We start from the raw sequence: 25,381 nt of genomic DNA on the forward strand, positions 1-25,381 counted from the left end.
GCCCTGCCACTGTCGGTGAGCAGGATTGGTGATTTTTTCAACAGCGGAAGTAAACATCAGCCCGATCTTGATGATCGGGCCAGATCCTCACCCTGAGTGTAATGATTGTCTTGATATCTTTGCTTATACTGAGGCTACAGTTTTTCCGGGATACCATGATCATGATTAGCAAACACCTGCCACTGACCGATTTGCACCGTCACCTGGACGGCAACATCCGTATTCAGACCATTCTTGAGCTGGGCCAGCAGTTTGGCATGGCACTGCCTGCCAACGACCTTGAGTCACTGCGTCCGCACGTTCAAATCGTGGAAGCCGAGCCCAGCCTGGTGGCTTTCCTGTCCAAACTGGACTGGGGCGTCGCGGTGCTGGGCGATCTGGAGGCCTGCCGCCGCGTAGCCTACGAAAATGTCGAAGATGCCCTCAACGCGCAAATTGACTATGCTGAGCTGCGGTTCTCACCCTATTACATGGCGATGAAACACAACCTGCCAGTTGCCGGTGTGGTCGAAGCTGTTGTCGACGGCGTTCAAGCCGGTTGTCGCGATTTTGGTATCAAAGCGAACCTGATCGGTATCATGAGCCGGACTTTCGGCACCCAGGCCTGCCAGCAGGAGCTGGACGCCCTGCTGAGCCAGAAAGACCACCTTGTTGCCGTTGATCTGGCCGGCGATGAACTGGGCCAGCCGGGTAACCAGTTTGTCGGCCACTTCAGACAGGTGCGCGATGCCGGGCTGCAGGTCACAGTGCATGCCGGTGAAGCCGCAGGCCCGGAAAGCATGTGGCAAGCGATTGAGGAGCTGGGGGCAATGCGTATCGGCCACGGTGTGAAAGCGGTGGAAGATGCCAGACTGATGGATTATCTGGCTGAGCACAACATCGGTATTGAGTCCTGCCTGACCTCGAATATCCAGACCAGCACTGTCGCCAGCCTGGCCGGTCACCCGCTCAAGCAGTTTCTCGATCACGGCATTCTGGCCTGTCTGAATACCGATGACCCGGCCGTTGAAGGCATTGAGCTGCCTTACGAGTACGAAGTGGCTGCGCCTAAGGCAGGTCTGACGCCGGAGCAAATCCGCCAGGCGCAAATCAACGGCCTGGAACTGGCTTTCCTGTCTGACAGCGAGAAGAACGCCCTGCGCGAGATGGCGGCCAAGCGTTAATCCCGCCATCGCCTGCGCAACAAAAACGCCCCGCTTGAGATCGCAAGCGGGGCGTTTTTTTTCGGGTTAGCCTGATCAGCGCCAGGGTCAGATCACCCGTGAAAACTGCTGCTGGCGGGCGCGCTGGCGCAGATAGATATCAAAGCACATACAGATATTGCGGATCAGCAACCGCCCTTTGGCGGCGACTGCAATCCGCTCACCTGTCACAGCAACCAGACCGTCATCGATAAACGTCTGCAGCAGCGACAAATCTTGGGCAAAATAGTCCGCAAAGCTAATGCCATAGCGCTGCTCAATATCCGTTATCGATAACTCAAACTGACAAATCAGGGTTTTAATCACCTCACGGCGCAGCAAATCATCGGCGGTCAGGTTCACCCCTTTCCACAGGGCATGCTGGTGCGATTCAATGTCGGCATAGTAAGCGTTCAGCTCTTTCTGGTTCTGGCCATAGCAGTCGCCAATCATCGAAATCGCAGACACCCCGAGTCCCAGCAAATCGCAATCCCCCTGGGTGGTGTAGCCCTGAAAATTGCGGTGCAGCTTGCCTTCGCGCTGGGCCACGGCCAGTTCGTCTTCCGGCAGGGCAAAATGGTCCATACCGATAAATTGATAACCGCCAGCGGTCAGGGTCTCAATGGTGCTGTGCAGCATCGCCAGCTTTTCTGACGGCGCCGGTAAATCGGCGTCTTTGATTTTTCGCTGGGCGGCAAACAGTGACGGCATGTGGGCATAGTTAAACACAGACAAGCGCCCCGGTTTCATCGCCAGCACCTGCTCCAGAGTGTTAACGAAACGGGCATTGTTCTGTTTCGGCAAACCGTATATCAGATCCAGATTGGTCGAGCGAAAACCCAATTCCCTGGCTCGATTGACCAAAGCTTCAATAAAATCGCTGTCCTGCTCGCGGTTAACCAGCTGCTGAACCTCTTTATCGAAATCCTGCACACCGATACTCAGGCGGTTAAAGCCTTCCGCCCGCAGATGATCCAGCACATCCAGCTCTATCCGGCGCGGGTCGACTTCTATGCTGATTTCCGCATCCGGCAGCAGGGTGAAGGAGGCGCGCAGCTGTGCCATCAGCCGGGTAAGTTGCGGCTTGGTCAGAAAAGTGGGCGTCCCGCCGCCCAGGTGCAGCTGACTGACTTCCCGGCCACGCATCAGCGCTGCACGCTGGCGAATCTCAATGTCCAGTGCCGCCAGATAGATATCGGCCTTATGCGCATGCCGGGTAATGACTTTATTACAGCCGCAGTAATAGCAAAGGGTGTGACAGAACGGAATGTGGATATAGAGCGACAAACGGCGCTCGGGATAACGCTGGCAGGCGGCGGAAAACGCCGCGGCGGTAAAGTCGGGCTGAAACTCCAGGGCCGTTGGATACGAGGTGTAGCGGGGGCCTGAATAGTTATATTTTTCGATCAGTGCCTGATCCCAAATCATGGATTGCTCTGTCATCGCGGCGTTACCTCACAGACGTTCTGCCAAGTCAATCCGCCAAGCTAGCATGAGGCCGCCGCCCGATTATTGATCGATAACAAAAACAGCTCGGATTAGGCCGACCGGCATACAAAAAAACCCAGTGGCCAGCCACTGGGTTTTTCATTTCACTCGCAGGCTCTGGGTCAGGCCTTTTGCGCCAGGATCTGAGTCAGTTCCGACTGTATCGCATCAAACAGCCGTGACTCGGCTTTCATGCGCAGCAGATCGTCTTTCATCCGCTCCTGCTTAGCCAGGGCTTTGCGTTCATCACCACGCGGCATCTCTTCAACCACTTTATACAGCTCAAACAAAGCCGGATACTGGGCGGAAAAGTTGACGCTGCGCTCGGCCTGCAGGACTGTCATCAGCTTGTACAGGCGAATGGCAATTTCCGACATGTCACACTGCTCCTGCCGTCCGGCTTGCGCAATGATGTAGACACTTTCCAGAATATTGCTATTTCGCTGCGCAATTGCCTCGCTCTGTTGCTGCTCTGCGCGGGCAATAAAAGCCTTATGGCGCTGCTTTTGTAAATACAGCTGGTAGAGCAGATAACCGGCGTAGGCCGCCAGTGCCACAACAATCAGGCTTCCTGCCACTAACAACCAGAGTTTCAGATCCTGCAAGGCTTACTCCTTATCGAAATCGTCCCAACGGGTATTTTCAAAGTCATCGAGCAGATCTTCTTCGCTGCGGGCATCCCCGGCGGCGATTTGATCCTCGGCTTCATCCTGTTCTTCTTCGTACAGACCCAGCTGTTTCATCAGCTGCTCAATACGGTCCAGTTTCTGGTCAACCTGCTTCTGCAGGCCGGCACCCAGTTTTTCGCCGGCATCGAGACGGTCCAACAGTGCCATCAGCTGCGGATCATTCTCCAGCATTGCCAGTTCCTGCTCGGCACTCATGCGGCGCGCCTGCTTGGTGGCTTTTGGCTCAACAATCAGTGGCACAGGTTTTTTACTGCCGTGGCGAGGATCTTTCGCCTGCCCCTGACGATGCGCATTCTGAGCATCAGCATCTGAGTGGCGGCTGCCCGCTTTCAAGCCTTTACGCTTACGGGCTTTCTGACGGGCACGGCCATCCAGGTCTTGCTGGCTGACACTCTTTTCTACGAACTGCGCCGGGCCTTCAGAGCCAGGTTTACGGCCTCTTTTCTTACGGGTCATGACTGATTTTTCCTCAGCATAATTACATCGTTACCAATAAATTCCACCGTCAGCCCATCTCGCTGTGCCAGATAACGGAACGTCTCTTGGCTGAAAAAGCTGACGTGGGTGGGATCATTCTTGTAATGCCAGCGGCTAAATGCCTCGGCATCGGTTGCCAGCTTAGTCATCAATCCCAGCCAGCCGCCCGGCTTGACCAATGACAGCAGCAACTGCCATTCACGGGCCGGGGTATAAAAATGTTCAATCGCCTCGGTACAGGTGACAAAGTCATACTGAGATACCAGCGCACCGGTATCCGGGGCAAAATAGGGGTCATAAACAGCAACCTGATGTCCCTGCTCACGAAGCATGCTTGCCAGAGCAGGTCCAGGCCCGCAGCCGAAATCCAGGCCATCCAGCGGCCCTGGCGGCAAACGCGCACTAAGCGGTGCGGCCAGCCGGCTGAGGAAGCGGCGATACCCTTCATCTTCAACATGGTTTTCATGCTGATCGTAGACCGCTTTTTCCTGCTCAGGTGTCAGATGCGAGGCCGGGTCCGCAAACACCAGACTGCAGGCCCGGCATTGAAAATATGCCCGCCGATTATCTTGATGATAAACCTGAATGGTTGCGCTGTCGCATAAGGTACAAACCGTCATCAGCATCTCCTTGAGCCAGGATTTCCGGCGCGGTCAAAATCAAGCCGCGTATGATAGCAGACCTGCGCCGATTGAGAAACGGACAGCGCGGTGAATCCCAGCCAGTAAAAAAGGCAGCCTGAGCTGCCTTTATTACACTGCGAAGCTTGCGATACTGAGTGTGTGATCAGTGAAGACCGCCAACGTACTGTGACAAGGCGTCGATTTCCTTATCACTCAGTTTCGCTGCAACTGAACGCATCATAGCGTTCATATCATTGCTGCGCTGGCCTTCGCGGAACATGGTCAACTGTTTCTTGATGTATTCCGCAGGCTGTCCGGAAATATCCGGGAAACCAGACAGGCTGGTGCCATTACCCCGCGGACCGTGGCACGCCGTACAGGCCGCAATTCCACGGTCGGCATCACCCACACGATAAAGCTGCTGACCGATTTCGATCGAGCTCTCAGTGGTAGTGCCTTCAATCGCAGGCAGGGAACTGAAGTAAGCCGCCAGATCCGCCATGTCTTGTTCAGACAATGGCATCGCCATGCCGCCCATCACAGGATCATTACGCCCTTGTTCACCACCAGTCGTCATCGCCAGCTTGAATTCCTTCAGCTGCTTCTCCAGATAACGTGGGTGCTGACCCGCAAGGTTGGGGTATTGTCCTGTGATACCTTTTCCATCAGCGCCATGGCATGCTGCACATGTCGCTGCTTTTGCTTTTCCAGCTTCAACATCTCCCTGGGCCCAGCTTGTGCAACTGGCAAGAAGTGTAAATATCAATGCTAATTTCTTCATGACATTCCGTTTATAATTATTGAGCTTCCAGTACCACAAGTATTGCTTAGCAACATGGTATACAATGCACCACTAACCAAGCAGGGTTAGTGGTACATTTTACACACTTTCGCATAAAAGTAATTAGTCGACGACCAGAAGACTTGACGGAGTTAACAGTGAATTCCCCTCTCAACTACAGACAAACCCATTTTATTACCAGTGCTCCGGACATCCGCCACCTTCCTTTGGATAAAGGCGTTGAGATTGCATTTGCTGGCCGATCTAATGCTGGTAAATCAAGTGCTTTAAATCGTCTGACTGATCAGAAAGGCCTGGCACGTACCTCAAAGACCCCAGGTCGTACCCAGTTGATCAACATGTTTGAAGTCAGAACCGGCTGTAACCTGATTGACCTGCCAGGCTATGGTTATGCTCAGGTGCCGCTTGAGATGAAGAAGAAATGGCAGGCCGCACTGGGTGAATACCTGCAAAAACGCGAATGCCTGCAGGGACTGGTGGTGTTAATGGATATCCGCCATCCGATGAAAGATCTCGACCAGCAAATGATTTACTGGGCAGTGGAAAGCCATTTGCCGGTACTGGTCCTGCTGACCAAAGCGGACAAACTCAAAAGCGGTGCCCGTAAAGCGCAGTTGCTGAAAATTCGCGAAGCCGCGCTGGCCTTTGGTGGCGATGTGGAAGTCGAGAATTTTTCTGCCCTGAAAGGCATAGGTGTTGATCAGGTCCGCCGCAAACTCGATACCTGGTTTGCCCCGGAACTGGCCCGTCAGCAGGCCTTGCTGGAGGCAGAGAATATTGAACAGGACGGTATGGAGCCGGACGCAGAATAACCTCTATCAATATGCCTGATCGCCCGATCAGGCATCAACCCGCCATTTTTCTCACTTTCGCACCGGTCAGACCATTGACGAACGCCAGATAAAAATGTCCCCACCGGAACGATGGGGCAACGGGAGAGAAATAGGAGGTTTTTATATTTGTTCAGAAAGGATTAATGATTTAACCAGCCAACGCAAGTTTTTTATACGAAATCTGGGCGTTTGTTCCCCTCTGATTCCTGATTTTCCATAGCTCCCCTCTGACATAACATTCACTTTTGCCCGACTCAGGCCAAAAGCTCAGCCAATTGTTTCATTCTGCAAATTAAGTCATCCCCTGATTTACCTGAACCGCTCAATTTGGAACTAAATTACAGAAACATGGCAAAATGACAAAAAAAAGCCACCCAAAAACGGGTGGCCGGATCATGGATAGGTCGGCTGGCGATGTATTCACTCAGTCCGACAAATATGAACAAGAAGCAGGCTTCATTATAAACGCCTCATTAACACAATTAAAGTAATTACTCTAATTATTATCCGTCGGGTCATCCGGCAGAGAAACCACAACATCAGTGACACCGGGCTGAGGAGCCAGATTAGCCGCGATTCCGGGCAAAGATGCGTAAAGTATCAGCAAATACTGCCAGAAGAGCGATAGCTTATGCGGGAGAGGATGAGCAACAGTCGGGAGATGAAAACGGATAATGATTGGGCCGGCCACAAATAAAAACGCCCTGGCCAAATGACCAGGGCGGCTAAAAAAAGCCAAATCCAATAACGTGAAACAAAAGGTCTGAAAGATAGAACATCTTACCTCTGTACCCTACGCCGATAACTGTATATCAAGTGTGCAGAGAAAAAAAGCCCTTTTCGTAGTTTTTTTTCATATGAGACGTAATTAAATTATAAAAAAATTTGATAAACCCTGACTCAGATTGAAAAAAACCGGCCTGCTGGCCGGTTTTTGACGATTTTATTACATGTTTCACGGTTCACGCTGAGGAGGATTAATGCGCCTGATCCCAGTTGTCACCGCTGCCTGCATCCGCGATAAGTGGCACATCCAGCTCGGCAGCGGCTTCCATCAGCTCGCACACCGATTTCGCCACACTCTCCAGCTCTGATTCTTTCACTTCAAACACCAGCTCATCGTGTACCTGCATCAGCAAACGGACACGCTCGCTGTCTTGTGTCTGAATCCAGTTATCGACGGCCACCATGGCACGTTTGATGATATCCGCCGCCGTGCCCTGCATCGGGGCATTGATCGCCGCCCGCTCCGCCGCTTTGCGGCGAATGGCATTGCGCGATTTAATGTCCGGCAGATAGAGACGACGGCCAAACAGAGTTTCGACATACCCTTGCTCGCTGGCCTGGGTACGGGTGCTTTCCATATATTCCAGCACACCCGGGTAGCGCTCAAAGTACACATTCATGTATTGCTGCGCCTCGTTCCGGCCCATCCCCAGCTGTTTTGCCAGACCAAAGGCACTCATGCCGTAAATCAAACCAAAGTTGATGGCTTTGGCACGCCGGCGCTGCTCACTGCTGACCTCTTCAATTGGCAGGCCGAGGATCTCGGCCGCAGTCGCGGCATGGATATCTTTGCCGTGACGGAAGGCATCAAGCAGCGCCTTGTCGCCGGACAGATGGGCCATGATCCTCAGTTCAATCTGAGAGTAGTCGACCGCCAGAATCTTGTAGCCTTCCGGTGCTGTAAAGGCTTGGCGGATCCGGCGGCCTTCTTCGTTGCGGATAGGAATGTTCTGCAGATTCGGATCGGTCGACGACAGACGTCCCGTGGCCGCAACGGCTTGATGATATGACGTATGTACCCGTTTGGTGGCCGGGTTAATCATGCGCGGCAGTTTGTCAGTGTAGGTAGATTTGAGTTTCGCCAGCCCGCGATGTTCCAGCAGCAGCTTAGGCAGCGGGTAATCCAGCGCCAGCTCCTGCAGCACTTCTTCATTGGTCGATGGGGTACCGGAAGGGGTTTTCTTGACCACAGGCAAGCCCATTTTCTCAAACAGAATCGCCTGCAGCTGTTTTGGCGAGCTGAGGTTAAACTCCTCACCAGCCACTTCGTAGGCTTTCGCCTGGATCTCATCTAACCGCACCGCAATTTCCTGCGACTGCGCGGTCAGCTTACCGGCATCGAGCAGCACACCAGTGCGCTCCATGCGAGACAGTACTGGCACCAGCGGCATTTCGATGTCTTCCAGCACGCTTTTCAGTTTAGGATCCGCATTGAGCTTGCCGATCAGCAGGTTGTGCAGACGCAGGGTGATATCCGCATCTTCCGCCGCATAAGGGCCGGCCTGCTCCAGATCGATCTGGTTGAAAGTCAGCTGTTTCTTACCTTTGCCGGCAATGTCTTCGAAACTGATGGTTTTGTGTTCCAGATAACGCAGAGACAGGCTGTCCATATCATGGCGGCCCACCACGCTGTTGTACACATACGACTCCAGCATGGTGTCGAAGCGTATGCCCTGCATGGCAACCCCATAACGCGCCAGGACGCTGGCGTCATATTTCAGGTTCTGGCCTACTTTGGCCTGCTCCGGGTCTTCCAGCAAAGGTTTCAACTGGGCGATCACCCAGTCGCGGTCCAGCTGCGACGGCGCATCCAGATAATCATGGGCCACAGGTACATAAGCCGCTTTGCCTTCTTCCGCCGCAAAAGACAGCCCGACCAGATTAGCGACCATGTAATCCAGGTTGTCCGTTTCGGTATCAAAAGCAAAGACATCAGACTGCTTGAGTATCGCCAGCCACTCGCTAAAGCGGGCCTCATCCAGCACCACTTCATAACCGCTACGATCAATCACAGGGGCTGGCGCTGCAGGTTGTGCCGGCTCACTGTCTTGTGTCGCAATGGTGGCTGCGCCATCAGCAATAATGCGGCCATCGCTGCCGTCGAGCATTTCTGCCAGCCAGCGACGAAATTGCAGTTTGCCGAACAGCCGGGTCAGCTCATCGATATCCGGGGTGCCTTTTTGCAGCTCATGCGGAGTGAATTCAAGTTCGACATCCAGTTTGATGGTCGCCAGCTCATACGACATCAAAGCCGCTTCGCGGTTCTCTTCCAGTTTCTTGGCCATGGTTTTAGAGCCGCGAAAGCCCAGCGCCGCAATGGCATCCAGGTTGTCATACAGATCTTTCAGGCCGCCAATCCCGGTCAGCAGGGCCGTTGCTGTCTTGTCACCCACGCCAGGCACACCGGGAATGTTGTCGACCTTGTCTCCCATCAGGGCCAGATAATCAATGATCAGTTCCGGACCGATACCAAACTTTTCCCGCACCCCGTCAGGATCCATCACCACACCCGTCATGGTGTTGATCAGGGTAACGTTCTCATCCACCAGCTGCGCCATGTCTTTATCACCTGTGCTGATCAGCACAGGCATCCCGGCCTGGGAAGCCTGACAAGCCAGCGTGCCGATGACATCGTCAGCCTCTACCCCGGGTTCGCATATCAGTGGCAGACCCATGGCTTTAATAATGGCGTGCAAGGGTTCTATCTGCGCACGCAAATCATCCGGCATAGGCGGGCGATGCGCTTTATACTCGGGATATAGCTCATCGCGGAAGGTCTTGCCTTTGGCATCAAAGACAACAGCAATGTGTTCCGTCGCAAATTGACGCAGCATGCTACGCAACATATTTACCACGCCATACACAGCACCGGTTGGTTCACCATCTGAGTTAGTGAAATTGGGCGAGGCATGATAAGCGCGATAAAGATACGAGGAACCATCGATCAGGATCAGTGGATTTTCTGGAATAGTTGCCATAATGGATTGTCTGTATCTGGAAGATAAAAGGATCAGGGTCTTAGGATGCCATGAGATGTGCCGAGTGTTAACAGAAGTTTTTCCCTACCTGGATCACTCCACCTGTGGATAAGTTTGTGAGTTTTTGGAATAAGCCTGATGATCTTTTTTTGAATAACCTGAGAAAGATGATTTAAATAATTTAAAAATCATATACTTAAAACATATAACCAAAAATAACCCTTGATCCTGAAAAGATCATCAAGTGTGGAAAAAGTTATCAGATGGCGGTGTAATCGGTCAAAGCGATGCCAAATTCCCCAAGGTTGAACAAAAAGGAGGCCAAGATGAAAAAGGTTGCAGTGATATTAAGCGGTTCCGGCGTCTTTGACGGCAGCGAGATCCATGAAGCTGTGCTGGCGCTGTATGCCATAGAGCAGGCAGGTGCCAGCTGGCACTGTTTCGCCCCGAACGTGGATCAGCACCATGTGATTAACCATATTACCGGCGAGCCGATGAATGAAACACGCAATGTGCTGATCGAAGCTGCGCGCATTGCCCGGGGTCAGATCCAGGATGTCGCTGAATTAAGCGCTCGTGACTTCGATGCCCTGCTGCTGCCGGGCGGCTTTGGGGCAGCGAAAAACCTGTCAGACTTCGCCATCAAAGGTGCATCCTGCCAGATCCACCCCGAGGTCAAGCGTGCCTGCCAGGAATTTGCCCGGGCGCAGAAACCGGCCGCTTATCTGTGTATTGCCCCGGTATTGATCCCCCAGATTTATGGCAAGGGCGCAAAAGGCACCATAGGGCATGAAAAAGAGGTAGCCAGTGCATTTCGCGCCATGGGCGGCGATCATATTGACTGCCCTGTCGATGAGTTTGTACTGGATCAGGAACGCTGTCTGTTAAGCACTCCGGCTTACATGCTGGCAGGCTCGATCTCAGAAGCTGCCAGCGGGATCAACAAGCTGGTACAGCAACTGGTTAAAATGGCCTGAAAAAGAAAAAGCGGCGCTTTATACAAGCGCCGCTCAGCAGAAGTGGTCACTGTTTTTAGCCCTACACCAAAAACCTGACCAAGCTGTATTACTGGAAGCAATGTGAGCAATGTCGTGCCTTCATACGGAAACTGTTACTGCTTATTTCCCGCTGAGTGCAAGTTAATAATAACCATTCTCATTACCTTTGCAAGCGTTAATTGATAATAATTTTCATTCATTAATAAATTCAATACCTTCGCCTGTTTATTGCTTGCTTTACCCATTCTCTGACAGACAAAAAAGAAAAAGCGGTGCTTGAAAACAAGCACCGCTAAGCAAAAGTCGACAACATATTCAGCCCTACACTCAATATCTGCCTTCGCTAAAGTACACTGGAAGCAATGTGAGCAATGTCGTGCTGACAGACCAGAAACGCCTTGCTGTTCGTTTCTCGCTGAAAGCAAGTTAATAATAACCATTCTCATTTATTGATCAAGCATTATTTGCGAATAATTTTCATTTACCCTGTTTATCCCAACTTTTCACGAAATGCAGCCGATAATCCTCTATGCCGTCTTTCTTCTCCATATGCTCTATCTGATAACCGTTTCTCAACAACAATCTCAGCATCGAAGGGTAACGGTTACGGGATTTGACTCTCAGCTCCAGATAGCCCTGCTCTTTTACCCAGGCTTCCTGAGTGCTCATCAGAGCCTGAGCCACCCCATTGTGACGACCTTCGGCGACCACGCCACCAAGCCAGCTGTAATAACAGGTTTCCGACAGGCTGTAGCCAATTTTCACGCCCACCAGCTTTCCTTCTTTTTCTGCTACCAGAATCAAAGGACAACGTCCACGCACTCTGGTTGCCAGACTGTGCTCTGTCTCAGGGTGATCAAATTCTTTGATTCTGGCCAGCACGCTGGCCGCCTCAGCCAGACTGGCTTCACGTATTTTCATCACAGCCCCCAACTCAGATGCCGCCGACAAAAAAGCCGGCGCTTGCCGGCTTTGAGTTTATGACAGCCCCTGCGAGGGCTCAAGCTGGGAACGAATACCAGTCAGACGCTTCACCAGATAATTGAGCAATACGCCGTACATAGGCACAAACAGGCCCAGGCTGATGATCAGTTTGACGCCATAATCCACCAGGGCAATTTCCACCCAGTGTTCGGCCATGAAGGCATCCGGGCTCTGATAAAAGGCGATGGCGAAAAAAGCAATAGTATCAAGGGCATTACCGAATACCGTCGAGCAGGTTGGCGCTATCCACCACTGCTTGCACTGGCGCAGGCGATTAAACACAGAAACATCCAGAATCTGCCCCAGCAGATAAGCCATAAAGCTGGCTATCGCGATCCGGGCCACAAAGAGGTTGAACTCACCCAGCGGCGCGAGCCCCTGAAAAGCGCCCTGATAGAAAACCACGGAGAGGAGATAAGACACCGCCAGAGCCGGCAGCATGACCCGGGTAATGATCTTACGCGCCATGGCGGCGCCGTAAATACGTACCGTCAGATCAGTGGCCAGAAAAATAAACGGGAAGGTAAAAGCGCCCCAGGTGGTGTGGACACCAAACAGGGTGAAGGGGATCTGAACCAGATAGTTGCTGGAGGCAATGATCACCAGGTGGAACAAGACCAGAATCCACAGAGCCTGACGCTGCTGGGCCGGCGAGAAAGGAGAAGTCGTCATCAACAGACCTTTTTGTCAAATGGGGGCGAGGGAACCCAAACACACCAACAGCACATTTTATGTACAGTGCTGTCACCAAAGGCGCTGATTATACAGTAACCAATCCGACTGCCAAGACACCACAGGGTTTGGCAAACGTTTGCTGTTAAAAATTGATTACTGAGTCAAGTTTTTGAGCCAACCAGCCAGAAAAGCCAGCGTGTCGCCGTCATCCCGGCTGAGTAATTCCAGCCACATCGCTGAACTGTAATGCTCGCCTTTCAGCATCATCCGGCAGCCTTCAAAATCGATCAGCCAGATATGTAAATCGGCATTGGCCTCTTTTTCTACCACGCTCGCCCCCAGCACAGTGACCAGTGCCTGCGCGACATCGGCAAAGCTGTCGTAGTCAAAATCCGGGGTCTGCAGATGCAAACAGCCTTGCGCGTTGTCCAGTTCGCGAACGCCAAAACGGATGTCAGTCGGATAAGTCATTGGGTGTCCTTCCAGTCTCCGGTGCTGCCGGGCAGTTATGGTGTAAGTAAGTGTGTATTAACGTATCAAAGCATAAGCAAGGCATAGCAATGAACGGGGATTCGTGGTCTTATCGCCCGGTTGCCTTGACGGCCAGGAGGCCTAGCCGGGTAACACTGAGGTGATGAATTGCATTCTCACCCCAATACGCAAGCTGTTTTGTAGTAAACAAAATCCTGGATTTTGTTTCTGCTACACTCTCTGCCGGATAATCGACGATTGTCCGGTATTTTTTTGCCTCCGGCTCAGCCCGCTTGATACTCAGCAGCAGCCAGCAAATGCTCTTCGATCACCGATAAAAAGACCTTGCCGTATTTTTCCAGCTTCCGCTGACCCACACCGTTGACGGCCAGCAATTCACCTTCAGAAGTCGGTAAACGCTCGGCCATTTCCATCAGGCTGGCATCATTGAACACCACATAAGGCGGCAGCGATTCTTCGTCGGCAATCGCTTTACGTACCATCCGCAGTTTAGAAAACAGCTTCTTGTCGTACTGGCGTTTAAGCCGGTTGTCCTGACGGGCATTGCCGCGCGAGCTGCTGTCAATCCGCGGTACCGCGAGCTGGAGGCTGATCTCACCGCGCAGCACAGAGCGCGCTTTCTCGGTCAGCTGCAGGGTGGAACTGTTGACTATGTTCTGAGTCAGGAAGCCGCGGTGGATCAGCTGGCGCACAATACTGACCCAGAATTCATGGCTGTGCTCACGGCCAATACCGTAGGTGCTGAGCTTGTCATGCCCCTGCTCCCTGACTTTGGCGTTTTGCAGGCCGCGCAGTACATCAACCACATGGTGAACCCCAAAGCGCTGATTCACCCGGTAGACACAGGACAGCGCCTTCTGCGCCATTTCCAGTGCCTCAAAATGCTGAGGCGGATCAATACAGATATCGCAGTTGCCGCAGGCGTGTTCACTGTGCTCGCCAAAGTAATGCAACAGCACCTGGCGGCGACAGGTCTGCGCCTCGGCAAACGCCCCCATGGCATTGAGCTTATGGCTTTCGACCTGCTTTTGCGGGCCTTCCTCTTTCTCATCCAGACAGCGGCGCAACCAGGCCAGATCCGCCGGATCGTAAAACATCACGGCTTCGGCAGGCAGGCCATCACGCCCGGCACGGCCGGTTTCCTGGTAATAAGATTCGATATTGCGCGGAATATCAAAATGCACCACGAAGCGGACATTGGGTTTGTTGATCCCCATACCGAAGGCCACAGTAGCGGCAACAACCTGAATGTCATCGCGCTGGAACCCTTCCTGCACCCGGATTCGCTCGTCGTGTTCCAGCCCGGCATGGTAGGCCGCCGCACGTACCCCCTGCTCAGCGAGCTTCTCCGCCACCTGCTCCACTTTTTTGCGGCTGTTGCAGTAAATAATACCGCTCTGGCCCCGCACGCTGGCTAAAAAGCGCACCAGTTGCGCCATCGGCTTGTACTTTTCCTGCAGGGTATAGCGGATATTGGGGCGGTCAAAGCTGCCCAGGTGGGTAAAAGGGTCATCCAGCGCCAGCCGGCTTATGATGTCCTGCCGGGTGGTGTCATCGGCCGTGGCGGTCAGAGCAATGACAGGCATGGCGGGGAAGTGTTGCTTGAGCATACCCAAAGACGCATACTCAGGCCGAAAATCGTGCCCCCACTGGGACACACAGTGCGCTTCATCCACGGCCAGCAGGCTGACCGGCAAACCACTGAGCCGGTCAATGAAATCCCGGCTCACCACCCGCTCCGGCGACACGTAAACCAGCTTCAAGGTTCCGTCTGCCATCCCCTGCCAGGTAGCCTGTATCGCTTCCGGTGGCATGGTTGAATTGAGGCAACCTGCCGCTACACCATTGGCTTGCAATTGGTCGACCTGATCTTTCATCAGTGAGATCAACGGGGAAATGACCAGTGTCAGCCCTTCGCGTACGAGAGCGGGAATCTGATAACAGAGCGACTTGCCGCCACCGGTCGGTAAAATCACCAGGCAATCACGACCTGACGCCACAGCTTCGATAACCGCCTGTTGGCCGGGCCGGAAAGATTGATAGCCAAACACCTGCTGCAGAATCTGCTCACTGTTGGCGGATGAAACGGCACGGCTGAGATCAGGGGTTGAGGCGGACATGACTTCACTCTTGATTGACACAGCCGGCTATTCTATACCATTCAGATCCCGGATGGGAGCGCCAGCCTCACCGCAACCGGATCAGCAAAAGAAGTCGCTGGTCATTTTGAACAGGCTGGCATTATACTGCCCATTCGGGCATATCTAGCGCAATGCCCATACCTTCCTCTCAATATTTACCATAACGTACTGGAATAGCATGGACGAGCAAGCAAAAACGATCCAACGTGGGGTCATACTGGCTATCGCCGCCTACACCATGTGGGGTATTGCACCAATTTATTTTAAGATGCTGCAAAGCGTCAGTCCGATGGAAATCCTCAGCCACCGCATTATTTGGTCTTTCTTTTTTCTGGCGGGATTAATCTTTATTGGCAAGGGCTGGGGCAAAGTCCGACAGGTACTCAAACAGCCTAAAGTTCTGCTGATGCTGCTGGCCAGCTCTGTCATCATAGGTGCTAACTGGCTGATCTTTATCTGGGCGGTCAACAGCAACTACATGCTGGATGCCAGCCTGGGCTATTTCATCAATCCGCTGCTGAACGTGCTGCTGGGCATGGTGTTTCTGGGCGAGCGCCTGCGCCCGCTGCAGTGGCTGGCCGTGGCACTGGCCGCTGGCGGCGTACTGGTGCAGTTAATTCATTTCGGCTCTCTGCCCTGGGTCGCGCTGGTACTGGCCGCCAGTTTTGGCGTCTACGGCCTGCTGCGTAAAAAAGTCAATCTGGATGCCCAGACCGGCCTGTTGATGGAAACCAGTATTCTGCTGCCATTGGCACTGGGTTATGTGTGGCTGTTCGCCAGCAGCCCGACCTCAGACTGGACGCTGAACAGCATAGACACCAACTTACTGCTGATGGCGGCAGGGATAGTCACCACCTTGCCCTTGCTGTGCTTTACCGGCGCGGCCACCAAACTCAAGCTGTCGACGCTGGGCTTTTTCCAGTACATAGGTCCCAGCCTGATGTTCCTGCTGGCCGTCGCCGTGTACGGTGAAGAATTCAGTGCCGACAAGAGCCTGACGTTTGCCTGCATCTGGGTCGCGCTGGTGTTGTTCAGCTACGATGGCATCAAGGGACACCGCCAGAGCCGCAAGAAAGCCCAAATCGCCTGACACTGCCCGCCCCTTGCTACTCAGCACACAGATTGCTCACACTCGCGGGCAATCTGTGTTAAAAACACCTAATCTTATTGACTGATTCAAAACAATTTTCAGAAGGATAAGCCATGAAAAGGACCTCCCTTGCGCTGGCTCTGACCTGCGCATTGCTCTCCGTCTCGGCCTACAGCGAACAAGCCACAGATCTCATCGCCCCGGAAGGGGCAACGGGCTTTCAGCGGAACGCGCAGGTCACAGGCAAAGAGTGGATGATTGCCACCGCCAATCCGTATGCCAGTGATGCCGGGGCCGCCATTCTGGCCAAAGGCGGTAATGCCATTGATGCCATGATTGCCGCGCAGCTGGTGCTGGGCCTGACCGAGCCGCAATCATCCGGTTTGGGAGGGGGCGCATTTCTGGTGTACTGGGACAGCAAAGAAGCAGCCCTGACCACCTTCGACGGTCGTGAAACGGCCCCGGCCGAAGTCACGCCACAATTATTCCAGGACGACAAGGGCACGCCTCTGTCTTTCTATGATGCCGTGGTCGGTGGTCGCTCTGTCGGCACCCCAGGCACAGTCAAACTGATGTGGCATACCCACCAGCGTTTGGGCAAGCTCCCCTGGAAGGATCTGTTTGAACCCGCGATAACGCTGGCACGCGACGGCTTTACCGTCAGTCCGCGACTGGCGCAACTGGTTCAGCAAGACAGCGAACGCCTGCAGCGCTGGCCAGCCACCAAAGCCTACTTTTTCCCCAACGGTCAGCCGCTGAAAGCCGGGGATACGCTCAAAAACCCGGCCTATACCGATACCCTGCAGCAAGTTGCTGAGCGCGGCGCCAGTGCCTTTTATCACGGTGATATTGCCAAAGACATAGTCAAAACCGTGCGCAGCGCCGAAGGTAATCCCGGGGTGCTCAACACCATGGATCTGGCTACCTATCAGGTCAAAGAACGTCCGGCGGTCTGCGCGCCGTATCGCCAGTATGAAGTCTGTGGCATGGGGCCGCCCAGTTCCGGGGCGCTGACACTGGGTCAGATCCTGGGCATGCTGAGCCATTTTCCGATGAAAGAGCTGGGGCCGCAAAAAGCGCTGAGCTGGCATTTGATCGGCGATGCGTCCCGGTTGGCGTTTGCTGACCGTGGCCGCTATATGGCGGACAGCGACTATGTCCCTATGCCGACCGCGGGGCTGCTAGACAAAGATTACCTCAGCCAGCGTGCCGGCCTGCTGAAAAGCAGTCAGGCATTGCAAGAAGTCAGCGCGGGGCTGCCGCCCTGGTCACACGCCGTAAATTACGGTCAGGATAATGCGCTTGAACTGCCTTCCACCAGCCATCTGGTGATTGTCGATAAAGACAGAAACGTGCTGTCGATGACCACCACCATAGAGAACGGTTTTGGCTCCCGCCTGATGGTGCGCGGTTTCCTGCTCAACAATGAGCTGACCGACTTCTCATTCAGCACCCACGACAATGGCATGCCGATTGCCAACCGGGTCGAACCCGGCAAACGTCCGCGTTCATCCATGGCGCCGACCATAGTGCTGAAAGATGACCAGCCGGTGCTGGCGATAGGCTCGCCAGGTGGCAGTCAGATCATCGGTTATGTCGCCAAAACCCTGATCGCTCACCTCGACTGGGGATTGAGCCTGCAGCAAGCGATCGATCTGCCCAACATGAACAATCGCTTCGGTCCGTTCGAGCTGGAGCAGGGCACCAGTGCTGAGCACTGGGCGCCGGAGCTGGAAAAACTGGGGTTTGAGGTCCAGATCAAGCCGCTCAACTCAGGGGTCCAGGCAATCGGCCTGTTCCGTGGTCAGCTCAATGGGGCCGCCGACCCGCGCCGTGAAGGGAAAGTGGTCGCCCGGTAATTGGTAAGACATTCAATACAAACGCGCCGTAACCTGGCGGATACGGCGCGTTTTGATTAGCGAAGTAAGCAATGACTCACATCGCTTCCAGCTTGGCGTACTGAGTCACCAGCCACTTGATGCCTTCCCCGTTGAAAGCCACCTGAACCCGGCTCTGGGTGCCGCTGCCTTCAAAATTGATGATGGTGCCTTCCCCGAATTTGGGATGCTGTACCCGCTGGCCCAGATTAAAACCGGTCTGATTAAAGTTATCATTGACCTGGGTCTGGCTGAAACGGCCGCCCGTTGACGGACGCGACACCTGCGCTTTCATCCGCACTTCTTCGATAAACTCTTCCGGGATTTCCCGGACAAAACGCGACACTTTATGGAAATTGTCTTTGCCGTACAAACGCCGCATTTCGGCATGGGTGATAAACAGCTTTTCCATCGCCCGGGTCATACCCACATAGCACAGGCGGCGCTCTTCTTCGAGGCGGCCATGCTCTTCGGAGGTGCGAAAGCTCGGGAACATACCTTCTTCGACTCCCACCATAAAGACCACAGGGAATTCCAGCCCTTTGGCGCTGTGCAAGGTCATCAGCTGAACGGCATCATCGTATTCATCGGCCTGGCCTTCGCCGGCCTCCAGCGCGGCATGCGACAGAAAGGCTGCCAGCGGGCTCATTTCCTGGGCTTCTTCCGGCACTTCAAACTGACGGGTGGCGGTCACCAGCTCTTCCAGGTTTTCAATCCTGGCCTGGGCTTTCTCGCCTTTTTCCTGCTCGTACATGGCCCGCAGACCCGATGCACGAATAGCCTCGTCGGTCTGCTGATACAGCGGCAAGTCGCGGGTATCGTCTTCCAGCGCATTCACCAGCTCAACAAAGCGGCGCAGTGAATTGGCCGCGCGCCCTGCCAGGACTTTTTCGTCCAGCAGTTCAACACTGGCCCGCCACATAGTGATACCGCGATCGCGGGCCGCCATGCGTATGGTATCCAGAGTGCGCTCACCCAAGCCCCTGGCCGGGGTATTGACCACCCGCTCAAACGAGGCGTCATCATTGCGGTTCGAGATCAGACGCAGGTACGACAGCGCATCTTTGATTTCCTGACGCTCGAAGAAACGCATGCCGCCATAAATCCGGTACGGCATACCGGCCTGGATCAGGGCTTCTTCCAGCACCCGCGACTGGGCATTGCTGCGATACAGCATGGCCGTGTCATTAAGCGCGCCGCCGCTGTCCTGCCAGCTTTTAATCTTACCCACCACAAAACGGGCTTCATCCAGCTCGTTAAAGGCCGAGTAAACGGAAATCTTTTCCCCTTCGCTGCCGTCGGTCCACAGATTCTTGCCCATACGTTCATTGTTATGGGCAATCAGGGCGTTGGCGGCCTGAAGAATGTTGCCGGTCGAGCGATAATTCTGCTCCAGAAAAATACTGGAAGTATTGGCAAACTCGCGCAGGAAGCGCTGGATATTTTCAACCTTGGCACCCCGCCAGCCATAGATAGACTGGTCATCGTCACCGACTATCATCACATGGCATTCCGGGCCGGCCATCAGGCGCAGCCAGGCAAACTGGATGTTGTTGGTATCCTGAAACTCATCCACCAGTATGTGCTTGAAGCGCGCCTGGTAGTGCTCGCGGATATGCTTGTTGTACTTCAGCAGCTCAAAAGCACGCAGCAGCAATTCGGCAAAATCAACCAGACCGGCGCGATCGCAGGCTTCCTGATAGGCGCTATAGAGCCTGAGCCAGGTCTGTTCAACCGGGTCATTAAAGGTTTCGACATGCGCCGGGCGCAGCCCCTCATCTTTCTTGCCGTTGATATACCAGGCCGCCTGACGGGCCGGCCACTGCTTTTCATCCAGGTTCTGGGCTTTGATCAGGCGGCGCAGCAGGCGCATCTGATCATCAGAATCGATGATGTTGAAATCTTCCGGCAATTTGGCGTCGAGATAATGGGCGCGCAGCATGCGGTGGCTCAGGCCGTGAAAGGTGCCGTTCCACATCCCGGCACAGTTGCCCTGCATCAGCGCATTGATGCGTCCGCGCATCTCTGCCGCAGCTTTGTTGGTGAATGTCACCGACATCAGTGAGAAAGGCGAGGCTTCTTCTACCCGCAGCAACCAGGCGATCCGGTGCACCAGCACCCGTGTTTTACCACTGCCGGCGCCGGCCAGTACCAAGTGATTCCCCAGCGGTGCCGCCACCGCTTCGCGTTGTTTGTCATTAAGACCATCTAACAAGAGTGAAACGTCCATCGCCTTTCTACTGGTTATTTATACACTGGCGGTGATTATAACAGCTCAGCCAGAGAATGCCTGCCCTGTCGCCGGCTTCTTTCTGCCCCCGTCACCGACCCACAATCACTTTTCAGCAAAAAATCACACCTGATTGAAATTTATCCGCCCGCCAGCCTTTCTAGTCTTTATAAGAGGGTCTAGTCTGCAAATGAGCCACTCAGTGGTGGCCAGGTACTGCAAGACGGACGTTCGTTCACCGCAACATCTCACTGTTTACTGAAAGAGGAATGATAATGAACAAGAGCCACTTAGCCTTAGCCTCCGCCGTCTCCGGTCTGTTAATTCTGGCCGGTACACTTTCTGCACCTGCTATTGCCGCCGAGGCCAAAGAAAAATGCTACGGCGTTGCCAAAGCCGGTAAAAATGACTGCGCCACCAAAACCGGCTCCTGTGCCGGTACCGCCAAAACCGATGCTCAGAAAGACGCCTTTATCATGGTGCCCAAAGGTCTGTGTGACCGTCTGGCAGGCGGCAGCACGCAAAGCAGTTAATCATGATGCGTGATCATGCCTTTGAACAGGTGGGGGTTGGCCTGCGTGCGCCCCACCTGAGTCTGTTTGCCGCGATGAACCCGCCTGAAGTCGGTTGGCTGGAGATTCACAGCGAAAACTATTTCAACTCCGACAGCCCGGCACGCCGCAGTCTCAACACCATCGCTGACCATACTCCCATCAGCTGCCACGGTATCGGCCTGTCACTGGGCTCTGCCGATCCGCTGGATGTCCGCCACCTGGCTCAGCTCAAACGCCTGATCGACGACATTCAGCCCCTGGCCGTATCCGACCATTTAAGCTGGAGTTCGATCAGCGGCCAGTATTTCAACGATCTGCTGCCCATTCCCTACACGGAACAAGCACTGAATGTGGTTTGCACTAAAATCAGTCAGGTGCAGGAGACGCTGGGACGCCAGCTACTGCTCGAGAACCCGTCCAGCTACCTGAGCTTCCACCATGCCACGTATACCGAGTGGGATTTTCTGGATCTTGTCCAGCAGCGCACCGGCTGCGGCCTGCTGCTGGATCTCAATAACATCTACGTCAGCAGTTTCAATCACGGCTTTGACTGTGCCACCTATCTGGCGGCGCTGAACCCTAACGCCGTCAAAGAAATCCACCTGGCTGGCTTTACGGTCAAACAACTTGATGAGGGTGAAATCTGGATTGATACTCACAGCCGCCCGGTCAGTGATCCCGTCTGGCAACTGTACCGGGACTGGGTGCAAGCGCACGGCTCAGTGCCGACCCTGATCGAATGGGACCTCGACATTCCCCCGCTGGCAGTGCTGCTGGGCGAAGCCGACAAGGCCCGGCAGATCCTGCGAGCCACCCACCCTGGCGGAGGCGATCATGAAAGATGATGCGCCTGATCTGGCCACCCTGCAGACGAGTTTTGCCCAGGCCTTACAATACCGGCCAAGCGATGTCGCCGGCCTGATCACCGATAACCTTTTCAGCGCCGAACAGCGGCTGCAAATCTACCGCAACAACTTTGTGATCAGCCTGAGCGAAGTGCTGGAAGCGACCTATCCGGCAGTCAAAGCCGTGGTGGGTGACGAGTGTTTTTCCGCGCTGGCCCGCCAGCATATTCTGACCACACCATTGGAGCAGGGCGATGTCAGCCATTATGGCGGCGGTTTTGACCAGACGATTTGTGCTCAGGCAACACTTACCGATGCTGTGCCTTATCTGGCCGATCTGGCGGCCTTAGAGTGGCTGGTCGACCGGGCGTCTATGTGCAATGCGGCCCTGGCGGCGTTTCCGCTGGAAAAACTGCAGGGGCTGACAGAGCAGCGTCTGGCTGAAGCCAGATTGATCCCTCAGCCTGCCTGCTGGTTGCTGGACAGCGACTATGCAGTTGCGTCGCTGTGGCTGGCGATACGCGATGAACAGCTGGACGGATTGACCATCCGGACGAGTGAATCCGCCATAGTGCTGCCCGGACCGGCCGTGATCGCCACCACTCAGGCGGGAACCGCACTGGTGCAGCTGGCGCGCCAACATCAACCACTGGGACAAGCCAGCCAGGACATGCTGGCGGTGCTGGGGGAGCTGATTGCTGCACAGGTTTTTAGCGATATTCTCTATGCTGATGAGATGTAATCACCTTTTTTGCCACTTTGGTTTCACTACTCGATCAAAGTGGCTCGCCTGCAGTCCAGGAGGCTGACATGCTCTACCTTATTAAAGACACAGATACCCGGTTCAGCCGTCTGCTGGCGCCGCTGATCCCCCTGCTGTTGTTATTCACCCGTTTGTGGGTGGCCTGGGTCTTTTTCAACTCAGGTATGATCAAATACCAGAGCTGGGACAGCACCCTGTATCTGTTTGAATATGAATATCAGGTTCCGCTGCTGCCCTGGCGGATAGCGGCCTATCTGGGCACGGCAACTGAGCTGATAGTGCCTGTGTTTCTGGTACTGGGCTTGCTGACCCGGCCGATGGCACTGCTACTGTTTGTCTTCAACATCATAGCCGTGGTGTCCTATCCGCTGCTGTGGGAGAAAGGCTTTTTTGACCACCAGCTGTGGGGCATGATGCTGCTGGTGAATGTATTCTGGGGCGCGGGGCTGGTGTCGCTGGATCATCTGTCCGGCCTGGCGCGACGGCCCAGCCGCTTACTGGAATAGGCTCACACCAATAACAGCAGCTGATCCAGAGTGTGGATTTCAACATCCGGCAGCCATGTCGCTTTAGACTCCTGATGCATCTGACGTGACTGATCATTAAACCAGCAGGCCTGAAAACCGCTGCGACGGGCGCCGGCCACATCGCTGATCAGGTGATCGCCGACATGAAGAATATCCGCTGCTGACACTCCCAACAGTGCCTGAGCCTGGATAAATAAATCCGGCGCCGGTTTGGACAAGCCGTCACGGCCTGCCACCAATACCCGGGAGAAATACTGGCCCAGGCCGATTTTATCCGCGTCCACATTGCCGTTAGTGATCGCCAGCAGCGGCACCCGCGTGGCCAGTTCGCTGAGCACGGCATGGGTCATATCAGGCACATCGACCTGATTTCTGACGGTTAATACTATGTGCAGCCCTTCTTCCGTCGCCTCAGCGGCCTGGGTCTGCGAATAGCCGAGCCGGATCAGACCGGTACGCAGCATAACCCGGCGCCACTCGGTGACATCGTGGCGCAACATAGGATTGTCCTTTGCCAATTGGTATTTGAGCCGCTGCCAATCTGCGGGCGTCAATGCATGTGAAGCCGGATGCGCGGCGGCCAGCCAGTCATACATCGCCTGCTCGGCACGCAGAATCACCGGATGGTTATCGTACAGGGTATCGTCCAGATCAAAGGTGAGTGCTTTGGGAGAACGAAAACTGCGGTAAAACTGCATGATACCGGCTCCTTATTTGGTCTTCTTGGCACGCGGATGTGCCTGATCATACACCTTGGCTAAATGCTGAAAGTCTAAATGGGTGTAGATTTGTGTGGTACTGAGATTGGCGTGGCCCAGCAGCTCCTGCACCGCGCGAAGATCACCGCTGGACTCCAGCATATGAGTGGCAAAACTGTGACGCAGTTTGTGTGGATTAATATGACTGGACACCGCTTGCTTTTGTCCCCATTCCGCCATACGTTTCTGCACGTTACGGTTGGAGATGCGCTGGCCCAGCTTGGACACAAACAATGCCGGTTCACCGGGAGCGGCCAGTTGTCCGCGCATTTTCAGCCAGATCCCCACCCATTCCCGGGCCAGGCCGGCAAAAGGGACAATGCGTTCTTTGTCGCCTTTACCTATCACCCGCAGATCGCCCTTGCTCAGGCTGATGTCTTTCACGTTCAGCCCAACCAGTTCCGACAAGCGCAGGCCCGCGCCATACATAAGTTCCATCATGGCGCGATCCCGGACCGACAAGGGATCATTCTCATCAACACTGAGCAGCTGATCCATCTCATCGACATCGAGGTTTTTGGGGAGAGGCCGGGATTTACGCGGTGCTGATACCCCTTTGGCCGGATTGGCCTTCAGCTCTCCCTGATGGACCAGATAATCCAGAAAGCTGCGCAACGCGGATAATCGCATCGCCAGGCTGCTGGCCTTGAGGCCGTCCCGCATGCCTTTGCTCGCCACCTGACGAACCCAGGCAGCATCTAAGGTGTGCCAGTCGGAGACCCCCAGTTCGAGCAACTGCTCAGCCACTGTGGTCAGCTGGCGCTTGTAGTTCTGCTGGGTATGCAGACTCAGCTCCCGCTCACTGCGCAGATACTCGTAAAAGCGGTCAAGTGAGCGGGTCAGACTGGCCGGCAAACTCATTCAATAACCTCACGGCTGTATTCCCAGTGGCGGATCAAGCGTCCCAGCACGTCGGCCAACTGAGTCACAAACAGGGTGTCCATCCCGGGTTGAAAATGGCCGCCATCCCGGCTGGCAAAACACAGTACACCGTCAGGCCGTTCCGATTCACCCAGCTTGAGCACGATGAATGAGCCCAGCTGAGGGGGCTGTTCGAACAGCATTTCGCTTTCGGCACTGCGCAGTCGGCCAAGATAAACATCCTGCGGGTTGAGCCGGGCGCGTCGAAACCCTTCAAACGCCTGCCGGCTCAGCGACAGTTCGGCGTCCATGCTGTCAAACAACCGTACACTGACCCGTAAATCCAGTTCCGTCGCCAGTGCAGTCAGCACACTCAGCGCCTGGTAAATATTGTGAGTCTGAAACAATTGCTGCTGGGCACGAGCAAAGGCAGCAAATAACGCGCTGTTACTGGCCGCGACAGACATCATGCCATCGATCTGCTTTTCCAGTTCCGCCACTTTATGGCGCAGCCGCTCCATCTGGCGCTCCACCAGCGAAACCGATCCGCGCTCGGTATGGGGCAGCCTGAGCTGCTCCAGCAGCTCGGGCTGCTGGATAAAAAAGTCAGGATTGGCAGTTAAAAAAGCCGCGATCGCCTGCGGGTTGAGCGCTGCACCCTCATCATCCGCAGGGCGTTGGTTCAGTTGGGTCATCTCAGTCATCACTTGCAGATTTGGTTAGGCTCAA

At 54.5% G+C, this 25,381-nt stretch carries 24 protein-coding genes; 9 read left to right on the plus strand and 15 right to left on the minus strand.

All coding sequences use genetic code 11. The annotated features are described in order from the left end of the window. The first annotated feature begins 161 nt into the window (after window positions 1–161). Window positions 162–1,163, plus strand: coding sequence for an adenosine deaminase (gene add / locus Q4491_RS13905; protein WP_303458248.1), 1,002 nt, complete (start codon window positions 162–164; stop codon window positions 1,161–1,163). An 87-nt stretch (window positions 1,164–1,250) separates the two neighbouring features. Here the strand turns inward: add and hemN are convergent, their stop codons facing one another. The 5 genes from hemN to Q4491_RS13930 form a co-directional block, all read right to left on the minus strand. Continuing rightward, entirely contained in the window at window positions 1,251–2,624 is a 1,374-nt protein-coding gene (gene hemN, locus Q4491_RS13910; RefSeq protein ID WP_303458250.1) for an oxygen-independent coproporphyrinogen III oxidase, read from the minus strand. A 167-nt stretch (window positions 2,625–2,791) separates the two neighbouring features. Then, window positions 2,792–3,265, minus strand: a complete 474-nt coding sequence (locus Q4491_RS13915) for a DUF2489 domain-containing protein (RefSeq protein ID WP_218386329.1) — start codon at window positions 3,263–3,265, stop codon at window positions 2,792–2,794. Between the two features lie 12 nt (window positions 3,266–3,277). After that, a complete protein-coding gene (gene yihI / locus Q4491_RS13920) occupies window positions 3,278–3,814 on the minus strand; it encodes a Der GTPase-activating protein YihI (RefSeq protein ID WP_192017424.1) in 537 nt (178 codons plus the stop codon). Beyond that, window positions 3,811–4,455 (minus strand): class I SAM-dependent methyltransferase, encoded by a 645-nt coding sequence (locus tag Q4491_RS13925; RefSeq protein ID WP_303458253.1) that lies wholly within the window; start codon window positions 4,453–4,455, stop codon window positions 3,811–3,813. The genes yihI and Q4491_RS13925 overlap by 4 nt, the downstream gene beginning before the upstream one ends. Window positions 4,456–4,621: 166 nt before the next feature. Next, window positions 4,622–5,239 carry a cytochrome c gene (locus Q4491_RS13930; RefSeq protein ID WP_027251506.1) on the minus strand — a complete coding sequence of 206 codons (618 nt, stop codon included), beginning with the start codon at window positions 5,237–5,239 and terminating at the stop codon, window positions 4,622–4,624. A gap of 158 nt (window positions 5,240–5,397) precedes the next feature. Between Q4491_RS13930 and yihA the strand changes: the two genes are divergently transcribed. Beyond that, window positions 5,398–6,072, plus strand: coding sequence for a ribosome biogenesis GTP-binding protein YihA/YsxC (gene yihA, locus Q4491_RS13935; protein WP_237795779.1), 675 nt, complete (start codon window positions 5,398–5,400; stop codon window positions 6,070–6,072). A gap of 998 nt (window positions 6,073–7,070) precedes the next feature. On the opposite strand, the gene polA is transcribed toward yihA, so the two are convergent. Further along, complete coding sequence (polA, locus tag Q4491_RS13940; protein WP_303458256.1) at window positions 7,071–9,857, minus strand: DNA polymerase I; 2,787 nt, start codon at window positions 9,855–9,857, stop codon at window positions 7,071–7,073. A 326-nt stretch (window positions 9,858–10,183) separates the two neighbouring features. Here polA and elbB point away from each other — a divergent pair, with 326 nt between their 5' ends. Continuing rightward, window positions 10,184–10,834 carry an isoprenoid biosynthesis glyoxalase ElbB gene (elbB, locus tag Q4491_RS13945; protein ID WP_218386284.1) on the plus strand — a complete coding sequence of 217 codons (651 nt, stop codon included), beginning with the start codon at window positions 10,184–10,186 and terminating at the stop codon, window positions 10,832–10,834. 134 nt (window positions 10,835–10,968) lie between these two features. On the opposite strand, the gene Q4491_RS13950 is transcribed toward elbB, so the two are convergent. From Q4491_RS13950 to recQ, 5 genes are all read right to left on the minus strand, one after another. Further along, window positions 10,969–11,301: a hypothetical protein gene (locus Q4491_RS13950; RefSeq protein ID WP_218386286.1), complete on the minus strand. Its 333-nt coding sequence runs from the start codon at window positions 11,299–11,301 to the stop codon at window positions 10,969–10,971. Window positions 11,302–11,332: 31 nt separating this feature from the next. Next, complete coding sequence (locus Q4491_RS13955; RefSeq protein ID WP_192017417.1) at window positions 11,333–11,776, minus strand: GNAT family N-acetyltransferase; 444 nt, start codon at window positions 11,774–11,776, stop codon at window positions 11,333–11,335. A gap of 57 nt (window positions 11,777–11,833) precedes the next feature. Next, window positions 11,834–12,511, minus strand: a complete 678-nt coding sequence (locus Q4491_RS13960) for a 7-cyano-7-deazaguanine/7-aminomethyl-7-deazaguanine transporter (protein WP_192017416.1) — start codon at window positions 12,509–12,511, stop codon at window positions 11,834–11,836. Between the two features lie 156 nt (window positions 12,512–12,667). Next, window positions 12,668–12,985 (minus strand): DUF3630 family protein, encoded by a 318-nt coding sequence (locus Q4491_RS13965; protein WP_218386288.1) that lies wholly within the window; start codon window positions 12,983–12,985, stop codon window positions 12,668–12,670. A 284-nt stretch (window positions 12,986–13,269) separates the two neighbouring features. Continuing rightward, the gene (recQ, locus tag Q4491_RS13970; protein ID WP_218386289.1) at window positions 13,270–15,126 is read right to left on the minus strand and encodes an ATP-dependent DNA helicase RecQ; all 1,857 of its coding nucleotides are present in this window, start codon (window positions 15,124–15,126) and stop codon (window positions 13,270–13,272) included. Between the two features lie 199 nt (window positions 15,127–15,325). Here recQ and rarD point away from each other — a divergent pair, with 199 nt between their 5' ends. Together rarD and ggt are read left to right on the plus strand one after the other, a co-directional pair. Next, complete coding sequence (rarD, locus tag Q4491_RS13975) at window positions 15,326–16,237, plus strand: EamA family transporter RarD (protein ID WP_192017413.1); 912 nt, start codon at window positions 15,326–15,328, stop codon at window positions 16,235–16,237. Between the two features lie 113 nt (window positions 16,238–16,350). Beyond that, complete coding sequence (ggt, locus tag Q4491_RS13980) at window positions 16,351–18,096, plus strand: gamma-glutamyltransferase (RefSeq protein ID WP_303458264.1); 1,746 nt, start codon at window positions 16,351–16,353, stop codon at window positions 18,094–18,096. 76 nt (window positions 18,097–18,172) lie between these two features. Here the strand turns inward: ggt and uvrD are convergent, their stop codons facing one another. After that, window positions 18,173–20,344: a DNA helicase II gene (gene uvrD / locus Q4491_RS13985; RefSeq protein WP_303458266.1), complete on the minus strand. Its 2,172-nt coding sequence runs from the start codon at window positions 20,342–20,344 to the stop codon at window positions 18,173–18,175. A 275-nt stretch (window positions 20,345–20,619) separates the two neighbouring features. Here uvrD and Q4491_RS13990 point away from each other — a divergent pair, with 275 nt between their 5' ends. The 4 genes from Q4491_RS13990 (at window position 20,620) to Q4491_RS14005 (ending at window position 23,012) form a co-directional block, all read left to right on the plus strand. Then, on the plus strand, window positions 20,620–20,877 hold the full coding sequence (locus Q4491_RS13990) for a DUF2282 domain-containing protein (RefSeq protein WP_218386297.1): 258 nt from the start codon (window positions 20,620–20,622) through the stop codon (window positions 20,875–20,877). 5 nt (window positions 20,878–20,882) lie between these two features. Beyond that, a complete protein-coding gene (locus Q4491_RS13995; protein WP_303458309.1) occupies window positions 20,883–21,743 on the plus strand; it encodes a DUF692 domain-containing protein in 861 nt (286 codons plus the stop codon). After that, a complete protein-coding gene (locus tag Q4491_RS14000; RefSeq protein WP_303458267.1) occupies window positions 21,733–22,485 on the plus strand; it encodes a DNA-binding domain-containing protein in 753 nt (250 codons plus the stop codon). Before Q4491_RS13995 ends, Q4491_RS14000 begins: the two co-directional genes overlap by 11 nt. A 68-nt stretch (window positions 22,486–22,553) precedes the next feature. Next, on the plus strand, window positions 22,554–23,012 hold the full coding sequence (locus tag Q4491_RS14005; RefSeq protein ID WP_192017408.1) for a DoxX family protein: 459 nt from the start codon (window positions 22,554–22,556) through the stop codon (window positions 23,010–23,012). Window positions 23,013–23,014: 2 nt separating this feature from the next. Here Q4491_RS14005 and yigB read toward each other — a convergent pair whose 3' ends face one another. From yigB to Q4491_RS14020, 3 genes are read right to left on the minus strand one after another with little or no spacing between them, the layout of a single operon-like run. Next, window positions 23,015–23,731 (minus strand): 5-amino-6-(5-phospho-D-ribitylamino)uracil phosphatase YigB, encoded by a 717-nt coding sequence (yigB, locus tag Q4491_RS14010; RefSeq protein WP_192017407.1) that lies wholly within the window; start codon window positions 23,729–23,731, stop codon window positions 23,015–23,017. Window positions 23,732–23,743: 12 nt separating this feature from the next. After that, window positions 23,744–24,652, minus strand: coding sequence for a tyrosine recombinase XerC (xerC, locus tag Q4491_RS14015; protein ID WP_027251490.1), 909 nt, complete (start codon window positions 24,650–24,652; stop codon window positions 23,744–23,746). Further along, window positions 24,649–25,347 carry a DUF484 family protein gene (locus tag Q4491_RS14020; RefSeq protein WP_225445338.1) on the minus strand — a complete coding sequence of 233 codons (699 nt, stop codon included), beginning with the start codon at window positions 25,345–25,347 and terminating at the stop codon, window positions 24,649–24,651. Before Q4491_RS14020 ends, xerC begins: the two co-directional genes overlap by 4 nt. Window positions 25,348–25,381 lie beyond the last annotated feature (34 nt).

The sequence above is a fragment of the Photobacterium sp. 2_MG-2023 genome (assembly GCF_030547675.1).
Taxonomy (GTDB): Bacteria; Pseudomonadota; Gammaproteobacteria; order Enterobacterales; family Vibrionaceae; genus Photobacterium; species Photobacterium arenosum.

Excerpts from the sequence above, each read along its gene's own strand:
- add (WP_303458248.1), top strand. The coding sequence starts at position 162 with ATGATTAGCAAACACCTGCCACTGACCGATTTGCACCGTCACCTGGAC.
- hemN (WP_303458250.1), bottom strand. The coding sequence starts at position 2,624 with ATGACAGAGCAATCCATGATTTGGGATCAGGCACTGATCGAAAAATAT.
- yihI (WP_192017424.1), bottom strand. The coding sequence starts at position 3,814 with ATGACCCGTAAGAAAAGAGGCCGTAAACCTGGCTCTGAAGGCCCGGCG.
- Q4491_RS13925 (WP_303458253.1), bottom strand. The coding sequence starts at position 4,455 with ATGACGGTTTGTACCTTATGCGACAGCGCAACCATTCAGGTTTATCAT.
- Q4491_RS13930 (WP_027251506.1), bottom strand. The coding sequence starts at position 5,239 with ATGAAGAAATTAGCATTGATATTTACACTTCTTGCCAGTTGCACAAGC.
- polA (WP_303458256.1), bottom strand. The coding sequence starts at position 9,857 with ATGGCAACTATTCCAGAAAATCCACTGATCCTGATCGATGGTTCCTCG.
- elbB (WP_218386284.1), top strand. The coding sequence starts at position 10,184 with ATGAAAAAGGTTGCAGTGATATTAAGCGGTTCCGGCGTCTTTGACGGC.
- Q4491_RS13950 (WP_218386286.1), bottom strand. The coding sequence starts at position 11,301 with ATGAGAATGGTTATTATTAACTTGCTTTCAGCGAGAAACGAACAGCAA.
- Q4491_RS13955 (WP_192017417.1), bottom strand. The coding sequence starts at position 11,776 with ATGAAAATACGTGAAGCCAGTCTGGCTGAGGCGGCCAGCGTGCTGGCC.
- Q4491_RS13960 (WP_192017416.1), bottom strand. The coding sequence starts at position 12,511 with ATGACGACTTCTCCTTTCTCGCCGGCCCAGCAGCGTCAGGCTCTGTGG.
- Q4491_RS13965 (WP_218386288.1), bottom strand. The coding sequence starts at position 12,985 with ATGACTTATCCGACTGACATCCGTTTTGGCGTTCGCGAACTGGACAAC.
- recQ (WP_218386289.1), bottom strand. The coding sequence starts at position 15,126 with ATGTCCGCCTCAACCCCTGATCTCAGCCGTGCCGTTTCATCCGCCAAC.
- rarD (WP_192017413.1), top strand. The coding sequence starts at position 15,326 with ATGGACGAGCAAGCAAAAACGATCCAACGTGGGGTCATACTGGCTATC.
- ggt (WP_303458264.1), top strand. The coding sequence starts at position 16,351 with ATGAAAAGGACCTCCCTTGCGCTGGCTCTGACCTGCGCATTGCTCTCC.
- uvrD (WP_303458266.1), bottom strand. The coding sequence starts at position 20,344 with ATGGACGTTTCACTCTTGTTAGATGGTCTTAATGACAAACAACGCGAA.
- Q4491_RS13990 (WP_218386297.1), top strand. The coding sequence starts at position 20,620 with ATGAACAAGAGCCACTTAGCCTTAGCCTCCGCCGTCTCCGGTCTGTTA.
- Q4491_RS13995 (WP_303458309.1), top strand. The coding sequence starts at position 20,883 with ATGCGTGATCATGCCTTTGAACAGGTGGGGGTTGGCCTGCGTGCGCCC.
- Q4491_RS14000 (WP_303458267.1), top strand. The coding sequence starts at position 21,733 with ATGAAAGATGATGCGCCTGATCTGGCCACCCTGCAGACGAGTTTTGCC.
- Q4491_RS14005 (WP_192017408.1), top strand. The coding sequence starts at position 22,554 with ATGCTCTACCTTATTAAAGACACAGATACCCGGTTCAGCCGTCTGCTG.
- yigB (WP_192017407.1), bottom strand. The coding sequence starts at position 23,731 with ATGCAGTTTTACCGCAGTTTTCGTTCTCCCAAAGCACTCACCTTTGAT.
- xerC (WP_027251490.1), bottom strand. The coding sequence starts at position 24,652 with ATGAGTTTGCCGGCCAGTCTGACCCGCTCACTTGACCGCTTTTACGAG.
- Q4491_RS14020 (WP_225445338.1), bottom strand. The coding sequence starts at position 25,347 with ATGACCCAACTGAACCAACGCCCTGCGGATGATGAGGGTGCAGCGCTC.